This is a genomic window from Citrobacter sp. C348 (assembly GCF_047467975.1).
GTDB classification, from domain to species: domain Bacteria; phylum Pseudomonadota; class Gammaproteobacteria; order Enterobacterales; family Enterobacteriaceae; genus Citrobacter; species Citrobacter gillenii.
On the sequence record NZ_JASJUJ010000002.1, the window covers coordinates 297,859 to 323,437 of the forward strand.

The 25,579-nt window shown below is 54.2% G+C and carries 20 protein-coding genes; 10 read left to right on the forward strand and 10 right to left on the reverse strand.

Annotated features, from left to right (window positions below; all coding sequences use genetic code 11):
- Nucleotides 1-26: 26 nt before the first annotated feature.
- Together QNN86_RS05385 and mntS are read right to left on the reverse strand one after the other, a co-directional pair.
- Nucleotides 27-1,613, reverse strand: a complete 1,587-nt coding sequence (locus tag QNN86_RS05385) for a phosphoethanolamine transferase (protein WP_115258987.1) — start codon at nucleotides 1,611-1,613, stop codon at nucleotides 27-29.
- Between the two features lie 277 nt (nucleotides 1,614-1,890).
- Nucleotides 1,891-2,019, reverse strand: a complete 129-nt coding sequence (mntS, locus tag QNN86_RS05390) for a manganase accumulation protein MntS (RefSeq protein WP_096757748.1) — start codon at nucleotides 2,017-2,019, stop codon at nucleotides 1,891-1,893.
- 186 nt (nucleotides 2,020-2,205) lie between these two features.
- Here mntS and mntR point away from each other — a divergent pair, with 186 nt between their 5' ends.
- Entirely contained in the window at nucleotides 2,206-2,679 is a 474-nt protein-coding gene (gene mntR / locus QNN86_RS05395) for a manganese-binding transcriptional regulator MntR (protein WP_096757747.1), read from the forward strand.
- Nucleotides 2,676-3,785 carry an anion transporter gene (locus QNN86_RS05400; protein ID WP_181517388.1) on the forward strand — a complete coding sequence of 370 codons (1,110 nt, stop codon included), beginning with the start codon at nucleotides 2,676-2,678 and terminating at the stop codon, nucleotides 3,783-3,785. The genes mntR and QNN86_RS05400 overlap by 4 nt, the downstream gene beginning before the upstream one ends.
- 90 nt (nucleotides 3,786-3,875) lie before the next feature.
- On the opposite strand, the gene ldtB is transcribed toward QNN86_RS05400, so the two are convergent.
- Nucleotides 3,876-4,796 (reverse strand): L,D-transpeptidase, encoded by a 921-nt coding sequence (gene ldtB, locus QNN86_RS05405; protein WP_181618980.1) that lies wholly within the window; start codon nucleotides 4,794-4,796, stop codon nucleotides 3,876-3,878.
- Between the two features lie 225 nt (nucleotides 4,797-5,021).
- Between ldtB and QNN86_RS05410 the strand changes: the two genes are divergently transcribed.
- Nucleotides 5,022-6,614 (forward strand): ABC-F family ATPase, encoded by a 1,593-nt coding sequence (locus tag QNN86_RS05410; RefSeq protein ID WP_414210731.1) that lies wholly within the window; start codon nucleotides 5,022-5,024, stop codon nucleotides 6,612-6,614.
- 83 nt (nucleotides 6,615-6,697) lie between these two features.
- On the opposite strand, the gene QNN86_RS05415 is transcribed toward QNN86_RS05410, so the two are convergent.
- Nucleotides 6,698-7,960: a DUF1479 domain-containing protein gene (locus tag QNN86_RS05415; protein WP_414210732.1), complete on the reverse strand. Its 1,263-nt coding sequence runs from the start codon at nucleotides 7,958-7,960 to the stop codon at nucleotides 6,698-6,700.
- 273 nt (nucleotides 7,961-8,233) lie between these two features.
- Here QNN86_RS05415 and QNN86_RS05420 point away from each other — a divergent pair, with 273 nt between their 5' ends.
- A complete protein-coding gene (locus QNN86_RS05420) occupies nucleotides 8,234-10,165 on the forward strand; it encodes a M48 family metalloprotease (RefSeq protein WP_414210733.1) in 1,932 nt (643 codons plus the stop codon).
- Nucleotides 10,166-10,213: 48 nt separating this feature from the next.
- Here QNN86_RS05420 and QNN86_RS05425 read toward each other — a convergent pair whose 3' ends face one another.
- The 3 genes from QNN86_RS05425 to QNN86_RS05435 form a co-directional block, all read right to left on the reverse strand.
- Nucleotides 10,214-11,029, reverse strand: coding sequence for a Cof-type HAD-IIB family hydrolase (locus tag QNN86_RS05425; RefSeq protein WP_414210734.1), 816 nt, complete (start codon nucleotides 11,027-11,029; stop codon nucleotides 10,214-10,216).
- A 200-nt stretch (nucleotides 11,030-11,229) separates the two neighbouring features.
- A complete protein-coding gene (locus tag QNN86_RS05430; protein ID WP_414210735.1) occupies nucleotides 11,230-13,662 on the reverse strand; it encodes a formate C-acetyltransferase/glycerol dehydratase family glycyl radical enzyme in 2,433 nt (810 codons plus the stop codon).
- Nucleotides 13,663-13,667: 5 nt separating this feature from the next.
- Nucleotides 13,668-14,567 carry a glycyl-radical enzyme activating protein gene (locus QNN86_RS05435; protein WP_414210736.1) on the reverse strand — a complete coding sequence of 300 codons (900 nt, stop codon included), beginning with the start codon at nucleotides 14,565-14,567 and terminating at the stop codon, nucleotides 13,668-13,670.
- Between the two features lie 133 nt (nucleotides 14,568-14,700).
- Here QNN86_RS05435 and fsa point away from each other — a divergent pair, with 133 nt between their 5' ends.
- Complete coding sequence (gene fsa / locus QNN86_RS05440; RefSeq protein ID WP_117341685.1) at nucleotides 14,701-15,363, forward strand: fructose-6-phosphate aldolase; 663 nt, start codon at nucleotides 14,701-14,703, stop codon at nucleotides 15,361-15,363.
- An 86-nt stretch (nucleotides 15,364-15,449) separates the two neighbouring features.
- Here the strand turns inward: fsa and moeB are convergent, their stop codons facing one another.
- Nucleotides 15,450-16,199 carry a molybdopterin-synthase adenylyltransferase MoeB gene (gene moeB, locus QNN86_RS05445; protein ID WP_096757738.1) on the reverse strand — a complete coding sequence of 250 codons (750 nt, stop codon included), beginning with the start codon at nucleotides 16,197-16,199 and terminating at the stop codon, nucleotides 15,450-15,452.
- Nucleotides 16,199-17,434 (reverse strand): molybdopterin molybdotransferase MoeA, encoded by a 1,236-nt coding sequence (moeA, locus tag QNN86_RS05450; RefSeq protein WP_181694872.1) that lies wholly within the window; start codon nucleotides 17,432-17,434, stop codon nucleotides 16,199-16,201. Before moeA ends, moeB begins: the two co-directional genes overlap by 1 nt.
- Nucleotides 17,435-17,635: 201 nt before the next feature.
- Here moeA and iaaA point away from each other — a divergent pair, with 201 nt between their 5' ends.
- The 5 genes from iaaA to gsiD are packed head-to-tail and all read left to right on the forward strand — an operon-like array spanning nucleotide 17,636 to nucleotide 23,903.
- Nucleotides 17,636-18,601: a beta-aspartyl-peptidase gene (gene iaaA, locus QNN86_RS05455; protein ID WP_096757735.1), complete on the forward strand. Its 966-nt coding sequence runs from the start codon at nucleotides 17,636-17,638 to the stop codon at nucleotides 18,599-18,601.
- Nucleotides 18,588-20,459: a glutathione ABC transporter ATP-binding protein GsiA gene (gsiA, locus tag QNN86_RS05460; RefSeq protein WP_414210737.1), complete on the forward strand. Its 1,872-nt coding sequence runs from the start codon at nucleotides 18,588-18,590 to the stop codon at nucleotides 20,457-20,459. Before iaaA ends, gsiA begins: the two co-directional genes overlap by 14 nt.
- A 23-nt stretch (nucleotides 20,460-20,482) precedes the next feature.
- Nucleotides 20,483-22,021: a glutathione ABC transporter substrate-binding protein GsiB gene (gene gsiB / locus QNN86_RS05465; RefSeq protein WP_414210738.1), complete on the forward strand. Its 1,539-nt coding sequence runs from the start codon at nucleotides 20,483-20,485 to the stop codon at nucleotides 22,019-22,021.
- Between the two features lie 47 nt (nucleotides 22,022-22,068).
- Nucleotides 22,069-22,989: a glutathione ABC transporter permease GsiC gene (gene gsiC, locus QNN86_RS05470; RefSeq protein WP_196208245.1), complete on the forward strand. Its 921-nt coding sequence runs from the start codon at nucleotides 22,069-22,071 to the stop codon at nucleotides 22,987-22,989.
- Between the two features lie 2 nt (nucleotides 22,990-22,991).
- Nucleotides 22,992-23,903 carry a glutathione ABC transporter permease GsiD gene (gene gsiD, locus QNN86_RS05475; RefSeq protein ID WP_096757731.1) on the forward strand — a complete coding sequence of 304 codons (912 nt, stop codon included), beginning with the start codon at nucleotides 22,992-22,994 and terminating at the stop codon, nucleotides 23,901-23,903.
- Between the two features lie 59 nt (nucleotides 23,904-23,962).
- Here gsiD and rimO read toward each other — a convergent pair whose 3' ends face one another.
- Nucleotides 23,963-25,270 carry a 30S ribosomal protein S12 methylthiotransferase RimO gene (gene rimO / locus QNN86_RS05480; RefSeq protein ID WP_115258973.1) on the reverse strand — a complete coding sequence of 436 codons (1,308 nt, stop codon included), beginning with the start codon at nucleotides 25,268-25,270 and terminating at the stop codon, nucleotides 23,963-23,965.
- Between the last annotated feature and the right edge of the window lie 309 nt (nucleotides 25,271-25,579).

A 25,579-nucleotide genomic window follows, 5' to 3' on the forward strand; every position in this document is an offset into this window, starting at 1 on the left:
ATTTTTTTTGTCTGTGATTTGCACGGTTAGCGTGATTTGGTCTCGAAGATATCGGTACCAAGATGGTTGTAGTCCACCTTCTGTAATTTAAAGTTGGTGATATACACCGGTCCGGCTTTTTTCTCCGAGATAAAGCGGTAGCGGTTGGTAATTTCTTTCGCGCTGATCCCGGTCCACTGTGAGAAAAAGCTCAGGAAGTCATTCGCGGAACGACGGGCTTTAATTACTCGGTGTGCTTTATCGTCGCTGGATATCACCATAAACGGCACCTGGAAATTCTGCTGGAACTGATCGTCGTGTGCCAAATACTGCACTTCTTTACCGCGTTCTTTAAAGGCGAGCCCATGATCGGAGAAGTAAACCATCGAGAAGCTGTCGCCGCTGTTACGCAGCTGATCGTAGAGCTGGCGCAGCAGGTCGTCGGTCTGCTTCATGGTGTACAGATAACACGATGTCTCTCTCGACTGAACGAAGGTCTCGTATTTTCCCTGGGTACGATCGCAGGCCTGCGGATGCGAACCCATCAAGTGCAGCACGATGAGCTGGGGTTGAGTTCGCTCCGTTTCTAACACCTGAGCAGTCATCTTCAACAGCGCTTCATCGCGGGTGTTCTTATCGGCTTCGAAGTCACCGTTTTTCAGGAAATGAACTTCGTCAGCGCGTTTGGCGATACTGGCGATTGCCGTATCGTATTCACCGATCTGTCCCTGGTTAGAGAACCACCACGTCTGGAATCCGGCTCGGTTGGCGAGGGTGACAAAGTTATCCTGGAACTGCGGCTTATCATCGACCACCCGATTCAGCGTTAAGCCAAGTGACTTCTGCGTTGATCCGCTGGCCGCGATGTAATCTGCAAAAATATAGCCGTTAACGCTGCTGGCAAACGGTGTGTTGTCCCAGTGGCCGCCGAATGCGCCTAGCGCATCACGACGGGCGCTTTCACCAATCACCACGACATAGGTGTGGTACTTAGGTTTCACCGCCGTCACAGTCCAGGTGTCTTTAACGCTCGCCAGCTTTGCCATGCGGTCTTGTTCATCAAGAACCTCGTAATTATTGACGATAACGTCCTTGGCAAAGCGAAACACCGGATAGCCGGTATCTTTTAATTTGAAGACGCCGCCCCAGGCGAGGTTTTGCACCGGCGTCACAAAAAACGCCACGATGCTGACCAGCAAACACAGACTGTCGAATTTGTTCCAGCGGCGTTGCGTCGCGACTTTTTTACGCCGTACAGCGAGCACGCCGAGGGCAAAGATAAACACGCCAACCAGGTAGTTGTACCAGGGGAAGATGGTCAGGATTTCGGTGGACTCTTCCATGTTGGTCGAGTGCAGCGCCAGCAGGGTATTGAAGTTGGGCGAGCCGTAAGCCTGACCAAATGGAAAATACATTGCTGCAATCAGTGAACAAATGCCGATCAGCGTTTTTTGCGTACGCGGTGCATATTGCCACAACAGCAGCAGTATGCAGGTAAAGGCGACGCTATAAAGCAGGCTAAGCGGGTAGCCCAGTGCGAGGTTGATCAGCAGAGACTGTAAGAAATAAAAGCCAGTCCACGGGCTTAGCACCCGGCTACGAGCAATAAGCGAATCTTTGAGGGTTAAATTCATATGCCACTGTTGCAAAAACGCCATGTGCTTACCCTGGCGCAAAGGGTCATTGCCTGCCTGAGAGAGCGAGAAGAGGGATGAGGTCCGCATCTGCGAGCCGCAATATACGCAGGGCTGCGAAAAGATAGAGTGTGTACGGGAGAAGGTCAACTACTACAAAGAAAATGTTTTGCGAAGGGGATGGCAAAACGGACAAAAAGAAGGGTTATTGGGAGACAAACTGACCACCGTATCGAGGAGACGGCAGGAAAAAGAAGCGGCGTACCGCGACGCCGCATTATTTTCCGGAAGGTTTATCCTGCTCCGGTTTGCCGTTGATCATGTCGCACAGCATCGCGATCAGCATTAACCGTACTTTAAAGGGAGAGTGACTAAACACGCGCATACACCTCTTGAATTCATTCATATGAACCTCCTGACTTCACATTCCCATCAGTCCTTGAGGGATGTCTTTATTATATACAGATATAGCACAGGCTATATTATATAGCTATTGCTAAAACGTTAAATTTTTGTGCCCAAGCAACTCTGGTTTACAATGGCCGCTCTCTAATCAGATGCTGTTAACGCGTCACAGGAACGAGGAAGCAGAATGAGTCGTCGCGCAGGTATGCCAACAACAAAAAAAGTGACGCAATTGGTGAATGTTGAGGAACATGTTGAAGGGTTTCGTCAGGTCAGGGAGGCACACCGACGTGAACTGATCGATGATTACGTGGAGCTGATTTCCGATCTCATTATTGAGGTGGGAGAAGCGCGTCAGGTGGATATGGCCGCCCGGCTTGGCGTTTCCCAGCCCACCGTTGCTAAGATGCTCAAGCGTCTTGCTTCTGTGGGGTTGATTGAAATGATCCCATGGCGCGGGGTGTTCTTAACCGCAGAAGGCGAGAAGTTGGCGCAGGAGAGTCGCGAGCGTCATCAGATCGTCGAAAATTTCTTGCTAATGTTAGGCATCAGCCCGGAAATCGCCCGCCGCGATGCGGAAGGGATGGAACACCACGTGAGCAAGGAAACGCTGGAGGCGTTTAGCCGGTTTACCCAACAGCAAGGCACCGACTCTGAATGAGTTTTCCTTTATTACGCGCATTGCAGCGCGATCGTTTTTTCCAGCTACTCATTATTACCGGGTGTGTACTGAGTCTGTTCGCGCCGTTTGCGCCCCGGAACTGGCCGGGGGCCATTGACTGGCACACGATTATTACGCTCGCAGGGCTGATGCTTCTGACCAAAGGTGTGGAGCTAAGCGGTTATTTTGATGTGCTAGGCCGCAAGATGACCCGCCGCTTTAAAACAGAACGTCAGCTGGCGATATTTATGGTGCTGGCGGCGGCGTTACTGTCGACGTTTCTGACCAACGATGTTGCCCTGTTTATTGTGGTTCCGCTCACCATCACCCTGAAAAAACTGTGCGCGATCCCGGTGAATCGTCTGATTATTTTTGAGGCACTGGCGGTCAACGCTGGATCGCTGCTGACGCCGATCGGTAATCCGCAGAACATCCTGATGTGGGGGCGATCCGGGCTGTCATTTACCGCGTTTACCTGGCAAATGGCGCCGCTCGCCGGTGCGATGATGCTAACGCTGGTGGCGCTGTGCTGGTTTAGTTTTCCGCGTAAAACGTTGCACTATCATACCGGCACGTCTGCACCTGACTGGCAACCCCGACTGGTGTGGAGTTGCCTGGCATTGTATCTGGTCTTTTTAACGGCGCTGGAACTCAAGCTTGAGCTTTGGGGGCTAGGGATTGTCGCTGCGGGCTTTATGGTGCTGGCTCGCCGTGTGATCTTAAGTGTGGACTGGACGCTGCTGCTGGTGTTTATGGCGATGTTTATCGATGTGCATCTGTTGACACAGTTACCTGTACTCGGGGGCATTTCGGGCCACGTTGGTACGCTTTCGCAACCCGGTCTATGGTTGACGGCAATCGGCCTGTCGCAATTTATCAGTAATGTGCCCAGCACTATTTTGCTGCTGAACTACGTCCCGCCAACGGTATTGCTGGCTTGGGCGGTCAATATTGGTGGTTTTGGACTGTTACCGGGATCGCTGGCGAACCTTATTGCCTTACGCATGGCAAACGATCGACGGATCTGGTGGCGTTTTCATTGGTATTCGGTGCCGATGCTGATCTGGGCGGCGCTGGTGGGATATGGTTTGCTGCAGATGATGTGAGCATTATGCCCGATGGCGCTAGCGCTTATCGGGCCTACTTAATCTGTAGGCCGGATAAGGCGACAGCCGCCATCCGGCATTTTTTGATGCTTAGTTCAGACGAACCGGCATACCAGAACGGTTCTGGACTGCCTGCTCAACGACGGCCTGGTCGACATCCGGCTGAGCGGTGATGCTCTTAATGCTCTTGGTCAGCGTAATCGGTACGATTTCCCCGCCTTCGAACTGTTCTTCGGTAGTAGACAGTGGGTTATGCACCTCAATATAGCGACTGCCGTCTGGCTCGGTCGTCGCTTTTACCGGTTCATCGATAAACTGGACGCGCGTGCCGACCGGAACGTTTTCGAACAGGAACTTGATGTCTTCATTACGCAGGCGCACGCAGCCGTGGCTGACACGTAAGCCGACGCCGAAGTTGGCGTTGGTCCCGTGGATGGCATACAAGCGGCCGATATACAGTGCGTACAGACCCATCGGGTTATCCGGACCTGCCGGAACAACGGCTGGCAGGGGTTCACCCGCTGCGCGGTATTCTGCATGCATCTTGGCGGTTGGCGTCCAGGTCGGGCCCGCTTTTTTACGCTCAACTTTGGTGGTCCAGTTGATCGGCGTATCTTTGCCTAACTGGCCGATACCAATCGGTAAAACGATAACCGTGTTGGTGCCTTTCGGGTAGTAGTACAGACGCATTTCAGCGCTGTTAATCACAATACCTTCATGCACGGTATCCGGCAGGATCAGCTGCTGAGGAATGTTCAGCACGGTGCCGCCCTTCGGCAGGAAGGTATCCACGCCCGGGTTGGCTTCCAGCATGTTGGACAGACCCATCTGGTATTCAGCCGCATAATACTCCAGCGGTTGGGTGTTGCCTTCCGGAATGGTGATGACCTGGTTCTGGCCAATCAAACGGCTACCGTCGGTAGGCAGCGGGTACGTGACGGCTGAAGCAGTATTACAAAAACCAACTACTGCGAGCGCCGCCGCGAAAAGCGTTGTCAATTTCATATTCATTTTTGCGAGATTCTGAAGCCTGGCAGGCTAGTGGGTTGAGATTTATGTAGTGTTGGGCACGCATTATATGTGCATTCTAAGCAACAAGGAATTCGGATGTGTACTAAATCACATTTTTTTCCTTTTGGTTGCACTTTAGCCCTCACGCACGAGAGGCGCGATCTTATTCCAGATTTATGGCATAATAAGCGGTTCGTCACATATTTCTTCTTTCAGGATACGCCAGTGTTAGTTTCCAGCAACGTCACCATGCAGTTCGGCAGTAAGCCGCTGTTTGAAAATATTTCCGTCAAATTTGGCGGCGGCAACCGTTACGGCCTGATTGGCGCCAACGGTAGCGGTAAATCCACTTTTATGAAAATTCTCGGCGGCGATCTCGAACCGACGCTGGGTAACGTTTCCCTCGATCCGAACGAACGCATCGGTAAGCTGCGTCAGGATCAGTTCGCTTTTGAAGAGTTCACCGTTCTGGACACCGTTATTATGGGTCACGCTGAACTGTGGGAAGTGAAGCAGGAACGTGACCGTATCTACGCGCTGCCGGAAATGAGCGAAGAAGACGGCTACAAAGTTGCCGATCTTGAAGTGAAATACGGCGAGATGGACGGCTATTCGGCGGAATCTCGCGCCGGTGAACTGCTGCTGGGCGTCGGTATTCCGGTAGAACAACATTACGGCCCGATGAGCGAAGTGGCACCCGGCTGGAAGCTGCGTGTGCTGCTGGCGCAGGCGCTGTTCTCTAATCCGGACATCCTGCTGCTCGATGAACCGACCAACAACCTGGATATCGATACCATTCGTTGGCTGGAGCAGACGCTGAACGAGCGTGACAGCACCATGATCATCATCTCGCACGACCGTCACTTCCTGAACATGGTCTGTACGCACATGGCGGATCTGGACTACGGCGAGCTGCGTGTTTATCCGGGCAACTATGATGAATACATGACGGCAGCAACCCAGGCGCGTGAACGTCTGTTATCCGATAATGCCAAGAAAAAGGCGCAAATTGCCGATCTGCAATCCTTCGTCAGCCGCTTTAGTGCCAACGCCTCGAAATCTCGTCAGGCGACTTCTCGTGCGCGTCAGATTGATAAAATCAAGCTCGACGAAGTGAAAGCCTCCAGCCGTCAGAACCCGTTCATCCGTTTCGAACAGGATAAGAAACTGTTCCGTAACGCGCTGGAAGTCGAAGCGTTGACCAAAGGTTTTGATAACGGCCCGCTGTTTAAAAACTTCAATCTGCTGCTGGAAGTAGGCGAGAAGGTTGCCATCCTCGGGGCGAACGGCGTGGGTAAATCGACCATGCTGAAAACTCTGGTCGGCGACATGGCGCCGGATAATGGCACCGTTAAGTGGTCTGAGAATGCGCAAATCGGCTACTACGCGCAGGATCACGAATATGAGTTCGAAAACGATTTGACCGTTTTCGAATGGATGAGTCAGTGGAAACAAGAAGGCGACGACGAGCAGGTTGTTCGCAGTTTCCTGGGGCGTCTGCTGTTCAGCCAGGACGATATTAAAAAGCCTGCTAAAGTGCTGTCCGGTGGTGAAAAAGGACGCATGCTGTTCGGTAAGCTGATGATGCAGAAACCGAATATTCTGGTGATGGACGAACCGACCAACCACCTGGATATGGAATCGATCGAATCGCTGAACATGGCGCTGGAAATGTATCAGGGCACGCTGATCTTCGTTTCTCACGACCGCGAATTCGTCAGCTCGCTGGCTACCCGCGTGATCGAGATTACACCGGAGCGCGTGATCGACTTCACCGGTAACTACGAAGATTACCTGCGTAGTAAAGGCGTCGAATAATTTTTCCGTCGTCTTTCGTGTTACAGGTGTGTTGGCTGCACCTGTAACGCGAAATACTTAGGAAAAATGGTGTAAGTTACAAATTAAATAATCCCCAGCGCGCGCTTACCGTGGATATTCAAATCCTCCAGCGTAAAGCGTCCTTCCCAGTTTGTTTCATAGTCTTCACGCGGGAAATCCCCCGGCGAGGCACCTTTTTCCAGCGCGGCCTTTACCTTGTGCGCATAGGCGAGATTTTTTTCGCACATTGGTGCGGCGGGGATGTACATCACGTTACCCCAGCCTTGTTGATTCTCCACCGGCGCAACGGCGTGGATCACATCGCAATGCCACCACACGGAATCCCCTGCCTCAAGTTGCGGAATGCTGGTTAACGCTTCAATCAACAGCGGATGCCATTGCGCTGAAACCGGCAGTACTCTTCCGGGGGCGACGCCGCACAGTTCATCTTCCGGAACATCGTCAAGCAGCGGACGTAACAACACATAGGCCATCGCTTCAGGAATGGGGACTACATGCAGCAACCCCTGGCCCGGCAGCATATCGGAAAGTGCCGTCCAGCCCTGGAAGGTGCGGAACACGGAACATTTGGTAGTGTTCTCGACCGTATACTCTTCGACGTCGGTGCGATGCGCCGCCTGCCACGGATCGTAATCAGCTACATTACCGTTAAAGACTGAGGCAAAAACGCGCTGATACGCCGGGAGCAGCCAGCGCTCCAGCGCGCCGGAATCCGTATGTGCGCCCAGCCCTTTAGAGGTGGTTCCCGGCGGACGGCGGCGAATACGGTCAGGATAGATGACGCTAACATCCGGGTTAAACCACTGTTTACCTTCGTTTTCAAAGGTCCATAGACGATTGAGAAACGACTGCACGCTAGCCATCTCTTCACTCTGGCGGGCCTGCATTTGTGCCTGCGACCAGTAAATCGGGTAGATTTCAGGACGTGATGCGCTCAGGGTGCCAAAGAAGTTGTCTCCCGGCCCTTTGTAGACTTCGTCAAAGCGGTTGCGGTCGAGATAATCGAGCATTGAGCTATCCCAACCCAGCGCCCGTTCACGAGGGAAATGACCTTTAATGACCGCACACCCACGACGTTTAATCATTTCGCGCTGCTCTGCGGTGACGGTGCCCGCCTGAATATCGGCGTATGACAGTACCGGCCAGACAGCGTCACTCTGTGCTTTAAGCGCGTTGATCTCCGCCACGCGGGTGGCGATGGTCTTGCTAAGCTGACTGAAGATCTGCTGGACGTCGCCAAGCTGCGCCCGCAGTTCCCGCTTCATCTGACGGATTGCCGCTTTGTGATCGGCAGGCAACGTGTCGCTGGTAAAAGTAAGAGCCATAACTACCTCGCATGAACTTTCATTCGAAACTAAATTTGATTGCAAATGATAATATAAGTTAAAAATTAGTTAATGCAAGTTTAAAGTTTGTGAGGTGTTGCGACGAAGGGCTGCGATCGTTTTGCCTGAAAAATTCTGAATTTGGCTGGGGCGGATAAAAACGTTTACCTGTAATAAGTTGGGCTATCTATACTTCTCTCCTCAACGGTATCCCGCCAATTCAAAGACCAGAACCACGTGGATGCTCCAGGTCGAATACAAGGACATTGTTCAATGGAAAGAAAAGGAACACTTCATCTCTTTGCCGTTCCGACTGGCATCCTGATTTATGCGCTATGGCAGTGCTGGCGGGCCGGCTATGTTATTGACGGCAACGCAGAGGCGGTGCTGCGGCTGATGCTGGCCCTACTGGCGATAACGCTTGCCGGTGCAGCTTTACTTATTGTGGGGGCGGCTGTAGGGCTATGTACAACCAGCGCCCGCGCTTCGCGCCATTCCCAGAGCACCCTGATTCGCACATTTACGCGTTGCCGTCGCCTGTTGCCCTTTATGATGGCCGCAGAGATTGTCACTTGTGGTCTGGCGGTTATTGCCCTGGCGTTGTCAGAGATTATCTGGATTGCATCTCATATCGGTGGGGAGGGTGGTTTCAAACTTGCGGCGATTATCCTGATGGCTATCGGCGCTATTGTCTGGATGTTATTCAAAAGCTTGTCCTCGATCAGACGATGTTTTGCTCTCTTTCAACCCGACGATACGGAGATTTGCGGGGTGAATGTCACCGCCGCGAATAACCCGGCGCTATGGCAATGGATAGGTGATATCACCCGGCGCGCGGAACTGACGGTGCCCGATAATATCGTGGTTGGATTTTTTGACGGCTTCTTTGCCACCGCCAATGCCGTTCAAATTGAAGAGGGCAAGCGGCTAACGGGTAATACGCTCTACTTGCCGTTAACGTATATGGCATTGCTGGATGAAGCGGAAGCGGCTGCGGTGATTGGTCATGAGCTGGGACATTTTACCGGCGAGGATACGCAGTACAGCCTGCGTTTTGTTCCTCTGTATGCCGGGATGCAAAACAGTCTTGAGCAGATGGCGAACAGCTCGCAGGGATTTTCGTGGCTTGATCGCATCGTACTGCGCCCGTCGCTGGATATGGGGTTATGGTTTTTGCAGACCTTCCATGAAACGGTCAGTGACTGGAGTCGGCTCCGGGAGTATGCGGCCGATGAGACAGGTGCAAAGGTGTCTTCTCCTGCGGCATTCGCGTCGGCGTTACTGCGTATATCGGCGCTGGAAGCACCGGTATCTCAATTTTTTGCCGCGATTTTTCGTGGGCGTGTAGCCAGCGCGAACTGGCTTGCCTACCTGGTTGCTGAACTGCAGGGGGGCGGGCAGTTTGCGCTGCATAATAGTATCAATAATGAAATTGCGCATCTGATGGACAGTCATCCGACGACGCGCGATCGCATTGCATCGCTGGGGGTGGCACTGGATGACGAGCTTCTGGCGCGGGCAGCGCGCCCGGTTGTAGAGGGTGACAACCCTTTTTTTCTCCGGTTATTCCCCGACGCAGATGCCCTGTGTACATCGCTTTCACGCATGATGTCGGCAAACGTTACCTCACAACGGGAGAATTATCGTCAGGCTCTTGAAGCTGAAGCTCAACAGGCAACAGATTCGGTGGCGCTATGGATGAGTGCGAAACCGGCGTGGTACATGATGGCGGCAGGTCTTTTTCTGCTGCTGGGGGGCGTGGCTCTGGTTGTGTTCAAGACGGTTAGCGTCTGGTGCTGGTTGATCCCCTTCGGCGGAATTGCCTTTGGGCTGTTGGGCATTATCACCTTACGACGAACGCGACAGCCGCTGCTGGTGCTGACGCAGGACGCGATCGCCAGCCCGTGGTTGCCTCAGCCGCTACCGCTAAATAATATTGCCGACTATAACCTGACGATTATTTCCAGTTCGATGACGATTGAATTCTTCATGGACGATGATTATCAACCGAATCTCACCACCAAACGGTTTATGCAGGTTATTCGCTTTAACCCGCGAAAACATGCGGTTGCAATCGTGGTGGCCGGCGATGTGTTACGCCAGCAGGAAAATGGAAAGGTTAAGCTGGATGCGCAAGCGCTGCTGACGCTTATCGGGCAATACATTGTTTCTGCCCACGCTCGCGCTGAGCTGGAGGATTTCTGATGGGCTGGGGTGCAGTGTAGAAACCGGAGCCTGAACTCCGGTTTATTGTCAGACGTTAAACGGTGAGGTGTTGTCGAGTACGGCCTGAATCACGTTCAGTGCACCCTGATGATTGTTGTCATCGGTCTGGTAGCGGGCAATTGCTTTAATGCTGTCGGCGGCATTAGCCATGGCAAAGGAATAGTGTGCCATTTTCAGCATTTCCGCATCGTTGCCACTATCACCAATGGCAACTACATTCTGCGGTGACAGGTTCCAGCGTTTAAGCAGGCGGCTGATACCGTTGGCTTTATGTAAACCTGGGATTATCAGATCGATAAAGCCAAACCCGCTGGTCACCGGCTTCATGATACCGTCGAGGGCTGTATGCAAATGGTCAATAACCAACGGGATTTGCCCATCAGGTAAATTCAGTGAGAACTTGAACAGCACATCATCGATGTCCTGAAAGTCCTTAACCGGTTTCAGGCGATGGTAGTGTTTTGACATCAGCGCCACAAACGCCTCCGGGGCATTTTCGCTGATGTAGGCGCTTTGCAGTCCGCAGGCGACAAAATTCAGCTGCTTATCCTTCAATAACTCGCCGATGACAATACGAGATTCGTGGCGGGTAAGCTCGCCGTGAAAAAGTTGTTTGCCGTGTTCATACACCAGCGCGCCGTTCTCGGCGACAAAAGAGATTTCGTCTTTGAGTTCAGGGAAAAAGGAGATCAACTGGTAATACTGGTTGCCGCTGGCCACGACAAATTCAATATCTCGTTTTTTCAATTGCTGATACTGCGCCATAAATCGCTGGCGATCGTACTGCTTGGCATCGTCGAGAAAAGTGCCGTCCATGTCGGTGACGATAACGTTGATGGTCATATATGCTCCTGGCTTTCACTGCAACCAGAAACATTCTAATAACAATGTGACCTGTAGCACAAATTTAATTTCGAATGAAAGTTTTCCCGTCGTCTATTACAGCACAGTTGTAGGCCGGATAAGCGTCAGCGCCATCCGGCATTGAGGCGGTATCGCTGCCGGATAGCGACGCAAAAACGTCTTATCCGGCCTACGGGAAATTACAGCATATGCTCTGTTCGGGCGATGATATCGTCCTGTGCATCCGGAGACAGGGCAGTAAAGAAGGCTGAGTAGCCAGCAACACGCACCACCAGGTCACGGTACTGATCCGGGTGTTTTTTCGCTTCCAGCAGCGTTTCACGAGAGACGATGTTGTACTGAATATGCCAGCCTTTGTGCTCTTCAAAGAAGGTACGCAGCAGGATCATTAACTTTTGCTTATCGGATTCATTTTCCAGTGTAGCCGGATTCAGCTTCTGGTTTAACAGCACCCCGCCGAGGATCGCGCCGGTTGGCAGTTTGCCCACCGAACCAATCACCGCCGTTGGGCCGAGGTGGTCAGTACCGGAGGCCGGGCTGGCGCCTTCTGCCAGCGGGGTATGCGCTTTACGGCCATCCGGTGTTGCCATGGTTGCCGCGCCAAACGGTACGTTTGCCGAGATGGAGGAGGTTCCGGCGTAATAGTTACCGCCGATCGGACCGCGACCGTAACGCGGGTTATGATATTGCTTCAGTTCGTCGATATAGGTCTGGTAAGCACGGGCCAGCAGGGTATCGACGCTGTCATCATCGTTACCGTACTTCGGTGCGCCGTTGATCAGACGCTGGCGTAACTGTTCATGCGTGAGGCCTGCAAAGTCATCCGCCAGGGCCGCCGCCAGCTGTTGCTGACCGATAACACCCTGATCGAAGACCAGCTTTTTCACGGCAGCCAGACTGTTGCCAAGGTTAGCGATCCCGACCTGCAAACCGGATACCCAATCATATTTTGCGCCGCCCTGTTTAATGCTCTTCGCCCGCTCAATGCAATCATCCACCAGCGCTGAGCACAGGATGTCGTGGACGTTTTCTTCCAGCATGGTATCGACCACATACTCAATCTCGATGGATTTACGCGTGTAGTAGCGGATCTGCGAATCCCAGGCAGTCATTACCTCGTCGAAATTGTTGAAGTTACCCGCCGAGAGCGCTTTTTCCTGCGGCAGGAAGACGTTGCCGCTGGTAGCATCGCGACCGCCTTCCAGCGCGGCCAGCATCACGCGGGCAAAGTTAATAAAGCTCATGCCGGTGCAGCGGTAGCCCCATCTGCCGCCCACGGCGGTTTCGATGCAGCCAATTGCCGCGTAGTCGTAGGCATCCTGCGGTTCAATACCCAGCTTAATAAATTCCGGGATAACAATTTCGTCGTTGTTAAACGCCGGCATGCCGAATCCGCAGCGGATGACCTGCACGCAGGCATCAAGGAAATCGTTACTCATTCCGGCGTGATAACGCACGCTGAGGTTCGGCTGGGTTGAACGCAGGCGGCCACAGGATTCCAGAATGGCATAAGAGAGCGGATTGACCGCGTCCATTGGCTGGCCGTTGACCAGATTCTGACCACCGATAGTGACGTTTTGATACAGCGGGCTGCCCGCGGATGCTTTCGAGTGGGAGCCGGAGCGGATTTTGTTCACTTCCAGCAGCTTCAGCCAGCAGCTGTGCAGCAGCTCAATGGCGTGCTCGCGGTCCAGCGTCTGATTCAGCTCCACGTCGCGACGATAGAACGGGTAGAGATACTGGTCCATGCGGCCAAATGATACTGAGTGACCGTTCGATTCGATTTGCAGGATAAGCTGGATGAAATAGCACAGCTGCAGTGCCTGCCAGAAAGTTTTTGGCGGTTCGTGGGCGATGACATCGCAGTTTTCTGCCATTGCCAGCAGCTCATCGCGACGGCTTTCACGGGTTTCAGTTGCTGCCATTTTGCGTGCCAGGCTGGCGAAACGTTCGATATGCAGACTGACGGCATCCAGCACGATATCAATGGCTTTCAGGAACTGATCGCCATGAAGATCGTCCAGGCAAGTCAGGTTTATGCGCGAGCGGCGTTCGTCGACTTTATGACGCAGACCATCAAGGCCTTTTTCCAGCAGCAGCGGGAAGTTCACCGCCAGGTGCGCATCGCCGGAAGTCATGTTGCCTTCGGCTTTGATGATGCCGGTTTCCAGCAGGCCTTTTTGTTCGTCGGTAAACATGCCGTAGCAGCGATCCTGTACGGTCTGACCGCGCCACCACGGGCAGATTTCATGCAGTACGCGCTTGTTCTCTTCGCTGACCGCAAAGCCGGCTCCTGGTCGGTCGGCCAAATCGTCGATCTCTTTTTCAATCCACGATACGGTGTATTCCGGGAAGATTGGCGCGGCGCGGACTTCGCTTGCCTGATTACCGATAATCAACTCGTCATGTTTGATCCAGATAGTCCGTTCCGCCAGATGATGCGCCAGCGCCAGCGCGCGGCGTACCGGGATCGGTTTGTCCAGATGCTGCTGATACATCTCGGTATAGTGCTGGGCGCGCTCGGTACACACCGGCGGCTTCACAATGTGGATCAGGGCTGTTTTGTGTGCGTTGATGCGGTCGCTGAGTGTATCCAGTTTCAGTGTGGTCATGGCGGTTATCCTCGTAGGGTCGCGGTTAAACCTTTATGGCTGGCATACTGCTGGGCAAAGTCGAGCAGTGCAGGCGCATCCAGCGGTTTGTCCGGGGCGTTGTAGGGTTGGCTGAGTAAGTGGTATTTATTGATGCCCAAGGTGTGGTAGGGCAAAAAATGAATCTCACCGACGTGAAGTTCATCGGCAGTAAAATCGGTAATGGCTTTAATGGCTTCTTCGTTGGCATTGAAGCCCTGAATCAGCGGCACGCGAATAATCATTTTTTTTCCGGTAGCGGCCAGTTTTTTCAGATTCTCCAGCACGCGAGCAGCGTTGCCATCAGTCCACTGCTTAAACGGCGCATTGGCGACGTGTTTTAAATCGGCAAGAAACAGATCGATGTACGCTAATGAAGGTTCAATGTACTTCCACGGTACGTGCAGGCAGGTTTCGACCGCAGTATGAATACCCGCCTCATGGCTGGCTTTGAACAACGCCGCGGCCAGCTCCGGCTGCATAAACGGCTCACCGCCGGAGAGCGTTACCCCACCACCGCTGCGATCGTAGAAGGGTTTATCGCGCAGCACGGTGGACATTATCTCCTCTACGCTTTTGACTTCACCGCAGACGGTAAGCGCCTGGGTCGGGCAGCAGTGGGTGAGCGCGGTGAGCGACTTATCGGTCAATTTTTCACGATGAATAAGCAGGCCGTTCAGGGCGCGCTGAATGACGTCAGGCGCAGCCTGAGCACACAGGTCGCAGCCCTCCAGACACAGACGCGCGTCATACAGCAGATCCTGCGTACGGGCACGACTTTCCGGGTTCTGGCACCAGCGACAACCCAGAGAGCATCCCTTAAGGAAGACTACCGTGCGGATACCGGGACCATCGTGGGTGGAATAGCGCTGGATATTGAAAATCATAAGCGGCCTCTCTTCTTTCGTATAAAGATTAAATTACTTTCGAATGAAAGTTATATTGACGTGAGTCAACTAACCGCGCGGTTTCGTCGTGCTACCGTTGATTCATGCTAACGATCAGTTTTGAGGAACGGTTATGGAACTCTATTTAGATACGTCTGATGTGGATGCGGTGAAAACCCTGGCGCGTATTTTTCCGCTGGCAGGTGTCACCACAAACCCGAGTATTGTGGCGGCAGGTAGAAAGGCGCTGGAGGTGTTACTCCCGGAACTGCATGACGCGATTGGCGGGCAGGGGCGTTTGTTTGCTCAGGTGATGGCAACGACCGCTGAGGGCATGGTCAGCGACGCGCATAAACTGCGGGCAATGATTCCCGATATCGTGGTGAAGGTACCGGTGACCGCAGAAGGGCTGGCAGCGATTAAGCTGCTGAAGAAAGAGGGGATCCCAACGCTGGGCACCGCGGTTTACAGTGCAGCACAGGGGCTGTTAGCTGCGCTGGCAGGGGCCGAATACATTGCGCCGTATGTTAACCGCGTGGATGCGCAGGGCGGGGATGGTATTCAGACGGTAGTCGATTTACAGAACTTACTGAAAATGCACGCGCCGCACGCCAAAGTACTGGCTGCCAGTTTTAAAACCCCGCGTCAGGCGCTGGACTGCCTGTTAGCTGGCTGTGAAGCCATTACGCTGCCGCTGGATGTGGCGCAACAGCTGATTAGCTCCCCGGCCGTGGATGCCGCCATGGCGAAATTTGCGCACGACTGGCAGAGCGCATTTGGACGTACGTCGATCTGATGCTGTTGCCGGGTGGCGCTAACGCTTACCCGGCCTACGTTCGAGCCGTTGTAGGTCGGGTAAGGCGAAGCTGCCACCCGACTTTTTTACCGACTACAAACCTCACACCCCGGGTTGCGCATCAGCTTCATCTCCCGGAACTGGCAGGTCATCGCATCGTACATCACGATTTTACCGCTTGCCGGTTTACCGAAGTTTGCCAGTAACTTGATGGCTTCCATCGCTTGCAGCGACCCGATCACGCCAATCAGCGGTGACATCACGCCGGCCTCCACGCAGGTTAAGGCGTTTTCACCGAACAGGCGGCTCAAACAGCGGTAGCAGGCTTCACCCTCCTGATACGTAAAGACGGTGATTTGTCCTTCCATACGAATGGCCGCACCGGACACCAGTGGCACTTTTGCCGTAAAGCAGGCGGCATTCAGCTGATTGCGCACGGCGACGTTATCGGTGCAATCCAGCACCAGGTCATGCTCTACAACCAACGCATGCATCGCAGCATCGTCAAGCAGCGCATTCACCGGTGTGAGGGTGATATGTGGATTAATACGCGCCAGCGCATCGCGTGCCGATTCCACTTTTGGCTGCCCGACGGTCGCGTCGCTATGCAACGTCTGGCGCTGAAGATTGGAAACCGACACGGTATCAAAGTCGAGCAGGGTTAAATGCCCGATGCCTGCGCCCGCCAGATACTGAGTTGCGGCGCAGCCAAGTCCTCCGAGTCCTACGACCAGCACCCGCGCTTCTTTTAACGCTTCCTGACCGTCAAAGTCGAAGCCGCGCAGGATGATTTGCCGGTTATAACGCAGCATCTCCTGGTCGCTGAGTTCTGCCATTACAGGCCTCCAAACAGCGCGTTAAATGGCTCGACGTCTACCCACTCTCCGGCTTCAACGTTGCCGCGATCGCGTTCCAGAACGATAAAGCAGTTGCCAAGGCTAAAGGAGCTAAAAATATGCGAGCCCTGATGACCGGTGGTAGTGACCTCCAGTTCGCCGTCAGCCGTACGCTGCAATACGCCGCGCTGGAAATCCAGACGGCCAGGCGTTTTCTTCAGGCGTGATGCGGTCCGTACGCGCTGGCGTGGGGGTAATCCGCTGGCGGTATTTCCGCTCAGTTTTGCCAGCAGCGGTTGCACCAGCTGATAGAAGGTGAGGGCTGCAGAGACTGGATTACCTGGCAGGCCACAAAACCAGCTGTTGCTCAGTTTACCGAACGCGAACGGTTTACCCGGCTTAATCGCCAGTTTCCAGAAGGCAATTTCGCCGAGTTCTTCGAGAATGGTTTTGGTGTAGTCCGCTTCCCCGACCGATACACCGCCGGAGCTTATCACCACATCGGCCTGACTGTCGGCTTCGATAAACGCCGCGCGCAGGGCGTGAGGATCGTCGCGGATAATACCTAAGTTGATGACCTCACAGCCCAGCTGTTGCAGCATCAGGTGTACGGCCAGGCGGTTGGTGTCATAAATCTGGCCGTCACCCAGCGGTTGGCCTGGCAGCTGTAGCTCATCACCGGTAGAAAATAGCGCCACGCGCACTTTACGCACAACCTGCACATCGGCAATACCGAGCGAGGCCAGCACCGGGAGCTCAGCGGTTGTCAGACGCGTCCCTGCGGCAAACACCACCGCGCCGTGAGCAATATCTTCACCGCACAGACGAATATTTTGTCCGGCGCGAACTTCTGCGGTAAAACGAATACCGTCATCAGTTTGTTCTGTTTGTTCCTGCATCACCACGGCTTCGCAGCCGGCGGGCACCGGTGCGCCGGTCATAATGCGGATGCAGGTTCCCGCAGGCCATTCCCCATGAAAAGGCTGACCGGCAAAGGCTTTACCTGCGACAGCAAGCGGCAGACCGGATTGCAAATCCGCTAAACGCACCGCGTAACCGTCCATTGCCGAGTTATCGAATCCCGGCACATCAATCGGTGAGACGACGTCGGTTGCCAGCACGCGACCAAAGCAATCCACCAGCGGCAGTGTTTCAACGGCGGTGAGTGGGGTAATCGACGACAGCATTTGTGAAAGTGCCGTTTCGAGCGGCATCAGTCCGGCGGTAAATTCCATGAGAAGACTCCTGCGAGGCAAAATCGAATCCGATCATTATGTCAGAAAACAGACGCAGACAGTATGCCACCTCAGTCTTAGGTACAGGCCTTTATCTTTACATGACGTCTGCATCTTTCTATATTCGAAAATCGAATCAATAACTCACCGAAATTCTGCTATTTATAACCACGTTTCCTGCCACCTAAATGGACGATAAAAATGGGCAAAGCAGTCATTGCAATTCACGGCGGCGCTGGCGCAATCACCCGCGCGCAGCTGAGTCAGGAGCAGGAATTGCGTTATATACAGGCATTGTCAGATATCGTTGAAGTAGGGCAACGAATGCTGGAGGCGGGCCAAACCGCGCTGGATGTGGTGACTGAAGCCGTACGCTTACTGGAAGAGTGTCCTCTGTTTAATGCCGGAATCGGCGCCGTATTTACCCGTGATGAAACCCATGAGCTGGATGCCTGCGTGATGGACGGAAATACGCTGCAGGCGGGCGCCGTCGCAGGCGTCAGCCACCTGCGTAACCCGATCCTCGCGGCCCGTCTGGTGCTGGAAAAAAGCCCGCACGTTATGATGATAGGCGAAGGGGCAGAGAATTTTGCCCATGCGCAGGGCATGGATCGCGTGAGTGCGGATATTTTCTCGACGCCAGAGCGGTATGCTCAGCTACTGGCCGCACGTACAGCGGGGGAAACGGTGCTCGATCACGGCGGTACGCCGCTGGATGAGGGCAGCAAAATGGGCACCGTTGGCGCGGTGGCGCTGGATAAGTACGGTAATCTGGCGGCGGCGACCTCGACCGGTGGCATGACCAACAAACTGCCGGGGCGCGTCGGGGATAGCCCGTTAGTGGGTGCCGGTTGTTATGCCAATAATGCCAGCGTGGCGGTCTCGTGTACCGGAACCGGGGAAGTGTTTATACGCGCGCTGGCAGCATATGACATTGCCGCGCTGATGGATTATGGCGGGCTGAGCTTGTCAGAGGCCTGCGAACGCGTAGTCATGGAAAAATTACCGGCGCTCGGCGGTAGCGGCGGGCTTATTGCCGTCGATCATGAAGGTAACGTGGCCTTACCGTTTAACAGTGAAGGCATGTACCGTGCCTGGGGATACGCTGGCGATACGCCAACCACCGGTATTTACCGGGAGAAAGGAGATACCGTTGCCACACAGTGATGAGCTTGACGCCAACGATGTACTGGCGGTTAGCAATCTGAACATTGCGTTTGCGCAGGAGCAGAAGCGGGTCAGTGCGGTACGCAATTTGTCATTTCGCCTCAAGCGTGGGGAAACGCTGGCGATTGTTGGCGAGTCCGGTTCAGGAAAGTCGGTCACCGCGCTGTCACTGATGCGCCTGATTGAACAGGCGGGCGGAGAGGTGAGCTGCGATGAGATGTTGCTTCGGCGACGCAACCGGCAGGTGATTGAACTGGGCGAACAGAGCGCGTCGCAGATGCGCCATGTGCGTGGGGCGGATATCGCGATGATCTTCCAGGAGCCGATGACGTCGCTCAATCCGGTGTTCACCGTCGGCGAGCAAATAGCCGAGTCGATTCGTTTGCATCAGGGGGCTAGCCGTGAGGCGGCGATGGAAGAGGCCAAACGGATGCTCGACCAGGTGCGGATACCGGAGTCGAGGGCCATTTTATCGCGCTTTCCGCATCAGCTTTCTGGCGGTATGCGCCAGCGGGTCATGATTGCGATGGCGCTGTCGTGCCGTCCGGCGGTATTGATTGCCGATGAGCCGACCACCGCGCTGGATGTCACCATTCAGGCGCAGATCCTGCAGCTGATTAAAGTATTACAGCAGGACATGGCTATGGGGGTGATTTTTATCACCCACGATATGGGCGTGGTTGCCGATATTGCCGACCGCGTCCTGGTGATGTATCAGGGCGAAGCTGTAGAAACGGGCAGCGTGGAACAGATTTTTCACGCCCCGCAACATCCCTATACTAAAGCGCTGCTGGCTGCTGTGCCGCAGCTCGGGGCAATGAGCGGACATGAACTGCCGCGCCGTTTCCCGTTGATTTCGCTGCAGGACCCCGACCACCGTGAACCGCAGACTGAACAGGACACGGTGGTGGCGGGCGAGCCGATCCTGCAGGTGCGTAATCTGGTGACGCGTTTCCCGCTGCGCAGCGGCATTCTCAATCGCGTGACCCGCGAGGTGCATGCGGTGGAAAACGTCAGTTTTGATCTGTGGCCAGGCGAAACGCTCTCGCTGGTCGGGGAGTCCGGCTGTGGTAAATCTACTACCGGACGGGCGTTGTTGCGACTCGTGGAGTCTCAGCACGGGGAGATTACCTTTAACGGTCAGCGGATAGACACGCTGGCCAGCAGCAAGCTTCAGCCGCTCCGTCGGGATATTCAGTTTATTTTCCAGGATCCCTATGCGTCGCTCGACCCGCGTCAGACGGTAGGTTATTCCATTCTCGAGCCGCTGCGGGTGCACGGTCTACTGCAAGGGGACGCCGCGGCAAAACGGGTCGCCTGGCTGCTGGAGCGGGTGGGGCTACTCCCTGAACACGCCTGGCGCTATCCGCACGAGTTTTCCGGTGGCCAACGTCAGCGTATCTGTATTGCCCGGGCGCTGGCGCTCAATCCAAAAGTGATCATTGCCGATGAATCAGTTTCGGCGCTGGATGTCTCGATTCGTGGGCAGATTATTAATTTGTTGCTCGATCTCCAGCGGGAAATGGGCATCGCCTACCTGTTTATTTCTCACGATATGGCGGTGGTCGAACGTATCAGCCACCGTGTGGCGGTGATGTACCTGGGGCAGATTGTCGAGATTGGTCCCCGTCGGGCGGTGTTTGAAAATCCGCAGCATCCGTATACCCGCAAATTAATGGCGGCGGTTCCGGTTGCCGATCCCTCTCATCAGCGGCCGCAGCGGGTGCTGCTGTCGGATGATATCCCCAGCAATATCCGCAAGCGCGGAGAAGAGATTTCCCCGGTGGCACTTCAGTTAGTGGGGCCGGGGCATTATGTTGCGCGTCCGCAGGTGGAAAATGCGCTTTCGCGTCTATAACAGGCAGGGTTCAGGAGAATAACATGAGACAAATTGTTGCTCGTAAATGGCTGGTTGCGCTGGGGGTTGCCTCTGCACTGGCTGCGTCCCCTGCCTGGTCGGCTAAAGACGTGGTGGTGGCGGTAGGATCTAATTTTACTACGCTCGACCCCTATGACGCGAATGACACGCTGTCGCAGGCGGTGGCGAAGTCGTTTTATCAGGGACTGTTCGGCCTTGATAAAGAGATGAAGCTGAAAAATGTACTGGCGGAAAGCTATACCGTTTCCGATGACGGCTTAACGTATACCGTCAAGCTGCGGCAGGGGGTGAAGTTTCAGGATGGCACCGATTTCAATGCAGAGGCGGTGAAAGCTAACCTTGAGCGAGCCAGCAATCCGGAAAATCATCTTAAACGCTATAACCTGTATAAAAATATCGCTAACACCGAGGCTGTTGATCCAACGACGGTGAAGATCACGCTGAAACAGCCGTTCTCGGCGTTTATTAATATCCTGGCGCACCCGGCAACGGCAATGATATCGCCGGCGGCGCTGAAGAAATACGGAAAAGATATCGGCTTCCATCCTGTGGGGACCGGGCCTTATCAGCTTGAAACCTGGAATCAGACCGATTTTGTGAAGGTGAAAAAGTTCGCTGGTTACTGGCAGCAGGGCCTGCCGAAGCTGGATACGATTACCTGGCGTCCGGTGACCGACAATAACACCCGTGCGGCGATGTTGCAGACCGGCGAGGCGCAATTTGCCTTCCCGATCCCTTACGAGCAGGCTGCATTACTGGCGAAGAACAAAAACCTGGAGCTGGTTGCCAGCCCGTCAATCATGCAGCGTTATATCAGCATGAACGTGACGCAAAAACCGTTTGATAATCCGAAGGTGCGTGAGGCGCTGAACTATGCTATCAACCGCCAGGCGTTGGTAAAAGTGGCATTTGCCGGTTACGCCACACCGGCGACCGGCGTGCTGCCGCCCGCGATAGCCTACGCGCAAAGCTATACGCCGTGGCCTTACGATCCGGCGAAAGCGCGTGAGTTGCTGAAAGAAGCGGGTTATCCCAACGGCTTTACCACCACGCTGTGGTCATCGCATAATCACAGCACCGCGCAGAAAGTGCTGCAATTTACCCAGCAGCAGTTAGCGCAGGTCGGCGTGAAGGCGCAGGTGACGGCGATGGATGCCGGACAGCGGGCGGCAGAAGTTGAAGGTAAGGCGCAGAAAGAGAGCGGGGTACGGATGTTCTACACCGGCTGGTCGGCGTCGACGGGCGAAGCTGACTGGGCATTATCACCGCTGTTTGCTTCGCAAAACTGGCCGCCAACGTTGTTTAATACGGCATTTTACAGTAACAAGCAGGTGGACAGCGATTTAGTCGCGGCGCTGCAAACGAACGATCCGAGCGAAAAAGCGCGATTGTACAAAGATGCGCAGGATATCATCTGGCAAGAGTCGCCGTGGATCCCGCTGGTGGTGGAAAAACTGATCTCTGCGCACAGTACCAGGTTGACGGGATTCTGGATTATGCCGGATACCGGATTTAGTTTTGACGATGCGGATTTGCAATAAGCTATTCATTCGGCCCCTGAACACAGGGGGCCGCCGAAGGGAGTCTGATGCTTAATTATGTTTTCAAACGCCTGCTGGGGTTGATTCCAACGCTACTGATCGTCGCGGTGCTGGTGTTCTTATTTGTTCATTTTTTGCCCGGCGACCCGGCCCGGTTGATTGCCGGACCGGAAGCCGATGCCGAGGTTATTGAACTGGTGCGTCAGCAGTTAGGTCTGGATCAGCCGCTGCATATTCAGTTCTGGCATTACATGACGAACGTGTTGCAAGGTGATTTTGGCACCTCGATGGTGTCGCGTCGCCCGGTTGCTGAAGAGATTGCCAGCCGCTTTATGCCCTCATTGTGGTTGACGATTGCCAGCATGACGTGGGCGGTCCTGTTCGGCATGACGGCGGGGATCATCGCCGCCGTATGGCGAAATCGCTGGCCGGACAGGTTGAGTATGACCCTTGCGGTCACCGGGATCTCCTTCCCGGCGTTTGCCCTCGGCATGCTGTTAATGCAGATTTTTTCCGTGGAGCTCGGCTGGTTACCCACCGTGGGCGCGGATTCCTGGCAGCATTATATCCTGCCCTCTATCACGCTGGGCGCTGCGGTGGCAGCGGTATTGGCGCGTTTTACCCGCGCCTCGTTTGTCGATGTGCTCAGCGAAGATTACATGCGCACCGCGCGGGCAAAAGGGGTGAGTGAAACCTGGGTGGTGTTAAAACACGGTTTGCGTAACGCGATGATCCCGGTCGTCACGATGATGGGGCTGCAGTTTGGCTTTTTGCTTGGTGGCTCCATTGTGGTTGAGAAAGTCTTTAACTGGCCAGGGCTCGGACGATTGTTGGTGGACTCGGTTGAAATGCGAGACTACCCGGTGATTCAGGCCGAGGTGCTGTTATTTTCTCTGGAGTTTATTCTTATTAACTTAGTGGTGGATGTGCTCTATGCCGCCATTAATCCGGCTATCAGGTACAAGTAAGGATGCGATTTTTTAACTGGCGCCGACAGGCGATTTTAAATGCAATGCCGCTCGTTAAGCCTGAACAGATCCGCACGCCGTGGCACGAGTTCTGGCGTCGTTTTCGTCGCCAGCGTGTGGCGATGATCGCCGGGTTATTCGTGCTGGCCTTGATCCTGGTGGCGATATTTGCCCGTTGGTTGACGCCGTTTGATGCCGAGAATTACTTCGACTATGACCGCCTCAATGATGGGCCGTCGATGTTGCACTGGTTTGGCGTCGATTCGCTGGGGCGGGATATTTTTAGCCGCGTGCTGGTTGGCGCGCAAATTTCGCTGGCGGCAGGGGTGTTTGCCGTATTTATTGGCGCGGCCATAGGTACGGTGTTGGGTCTGCTGGCAGGTTATTACGAAGGCTGGTGGGATCGGCTGATTATGCGTATCTGCGATGTGCTATTCGCTTTTCCGGGTATTCTGCTGGCGATAGCGGTGGTGGCGGTGCTCGGCAGCGGCATTGCTAACGTCATTATTGCCGTCGCCATCTTCTCCATTCCAGCCTTTGCGCGACTGGTGCGTGGGAATACGTTGGTGCTTAAACAGCAAACGTTTATTGAGTCGGCGCGCAGCATTGGCGCCAGCGATACGACCATTATCTTCAACCATATTTTGCCGGGGACGGTGTCGTCGATCGTGGTCTTTTTTACCATGCGCATCGGGACGTCGATCATCTCCGCCGCGAGTTTGTCGTTCCTGGGATTGGGTGCTCAGCCACCGACGCCGGAGTGGGGCGCGATGCTCAACGAAGCGCGGGCGGATATGGTGATTGCTCCACACGTGGCGATATTCCCGGCGGTGGCAATATTCCTGACGGTGCTGGCGTTTAACTTATTGGGTGATGGCCTGCGCGACGCGCTGGACCCGAAGATTAAAGGATAAACAGTAGGCCGGATGACGGCGTAAATGCCTTATCCGGCCTACTGTTGGGTGACGATGCGTTAAACGCGGCTGCCCCACAGATCGTATTCGTCTGCGTTTTCGACTTTCACGCGGATGATATCGCCAGGCTTCACGTTGGTTTCGCCATTCATATACACCGCGCCGTCGATTTCCGGGGCGTCAGCCATGCTGCGACCAATCGCGCCTTCTTCGTCAACTTCATCGACGATGACCAGAATTTCTCGGCCGACTTTCTCCTGCAAGCGTTCAGCAGAGATCTGCTGCTGCAATTGCATAAAGCGGTTCCAGCGTTCTTCTTTCACCTCTTCCGGGATTTGATCCGGCAGCGCATTGGCCCCCGCACCTTCTACCGGGCTGTATTTAAAGCAGCCGACGCGATCCAGACGCGCTTCTTTCAGGAAATCGAGCAGCATCTGGAAGTCTTCTTCGGTTTCACCCGGGAAGCCGACGATGAACGTTGAACGCAGGGTCAGTTCAGGGCAGATTTCACGCCACTGCTTAATCCGCGCTAACTGGCGGTCTACCGAACCAGGGCGCTTCATCAGCTTGAGAATACGCGGGCTGGCATGCTGCAGCGGGATGTCCAGATATGGCAGGATTTTGCCTTCTGCCATCAGCGGGATGACATCATCGACGTGCGGGTAAGGATAGACGTAGTGCAGACGAGTCCAGATACCCAGTTTCGACAGCTGCTCACACAGATCAACCATGCTGGTTTTCACTGGCTCACCGTTATGGAAGCCGGTGCGGTGCTTCACATCCACGCCGTAAGCGGAGGTATCCTGGGAGATAACCAGAATCTCTTTGACGCCCGCATCAACCAGACGCTTGGCTTCGCTGAGTACCTCGCCGATGGGACGGCTGACCAAATCGCCGCGCATGGACGGAATGATGCAGAACGTGCAGCGGTGATTGCACCCTTCAGAGATCTTCAGATAGGCGTAATGACGCGGCGTCAGCTTGACGCCCTGCTCAGGAACCAGGCTCTGGAACGGGTTATGTTTTGGTTTTGGCACGTAATGGTGAACGTGTTCCAGAACCTGCTCGTAACTGTGCGGTCCGGTGATTTCCAGCACCTTCGGGTGAACTTCACGGATCTGATCGACTTTCGCGCCCAGACAGCCGGTGACAATCACCTTGCCGTTCTCGTTCAGCGCTTCGCCAATCACTTCCAGTGATTCTTGTACCGCACTGTCGATAAAGCCGCAGGTGTTAACGATAACCATATCCGCGTCGTCGTAATTCGGCACCACGTCATAACCTTCGGTACGAAGTTCAGTCAGGATGCGCTCAGAATCAACGAGGTTTTTCGGACAACCTAGTGAAATAAAACCAATTTTTGCCATTTTCTTATACTGTACATTGCTCGTAATCGGGGGATTATACAGATGCCATCGCGTGACATCTATCTTTGATGTTCATAAGTCGGATGCTCTAAATGGGGAGTACCGGTAATTGGCTTATCGGCAGGAGCAAGGTATTTAGAGAGTCTAATTCCGGCTTTAAGTGTCACTTCTTGGCTATAGAGAAGAAGTCTTCTAAATTTAATATGTCGAGCGTTATTCATGAGGTTAAATTTGAAAGATATTGCTTTGCAGTCAAAACTTAAAATGGCGAGAACCCTTTATGCTAATGGTGTGAGCTTATATTATATT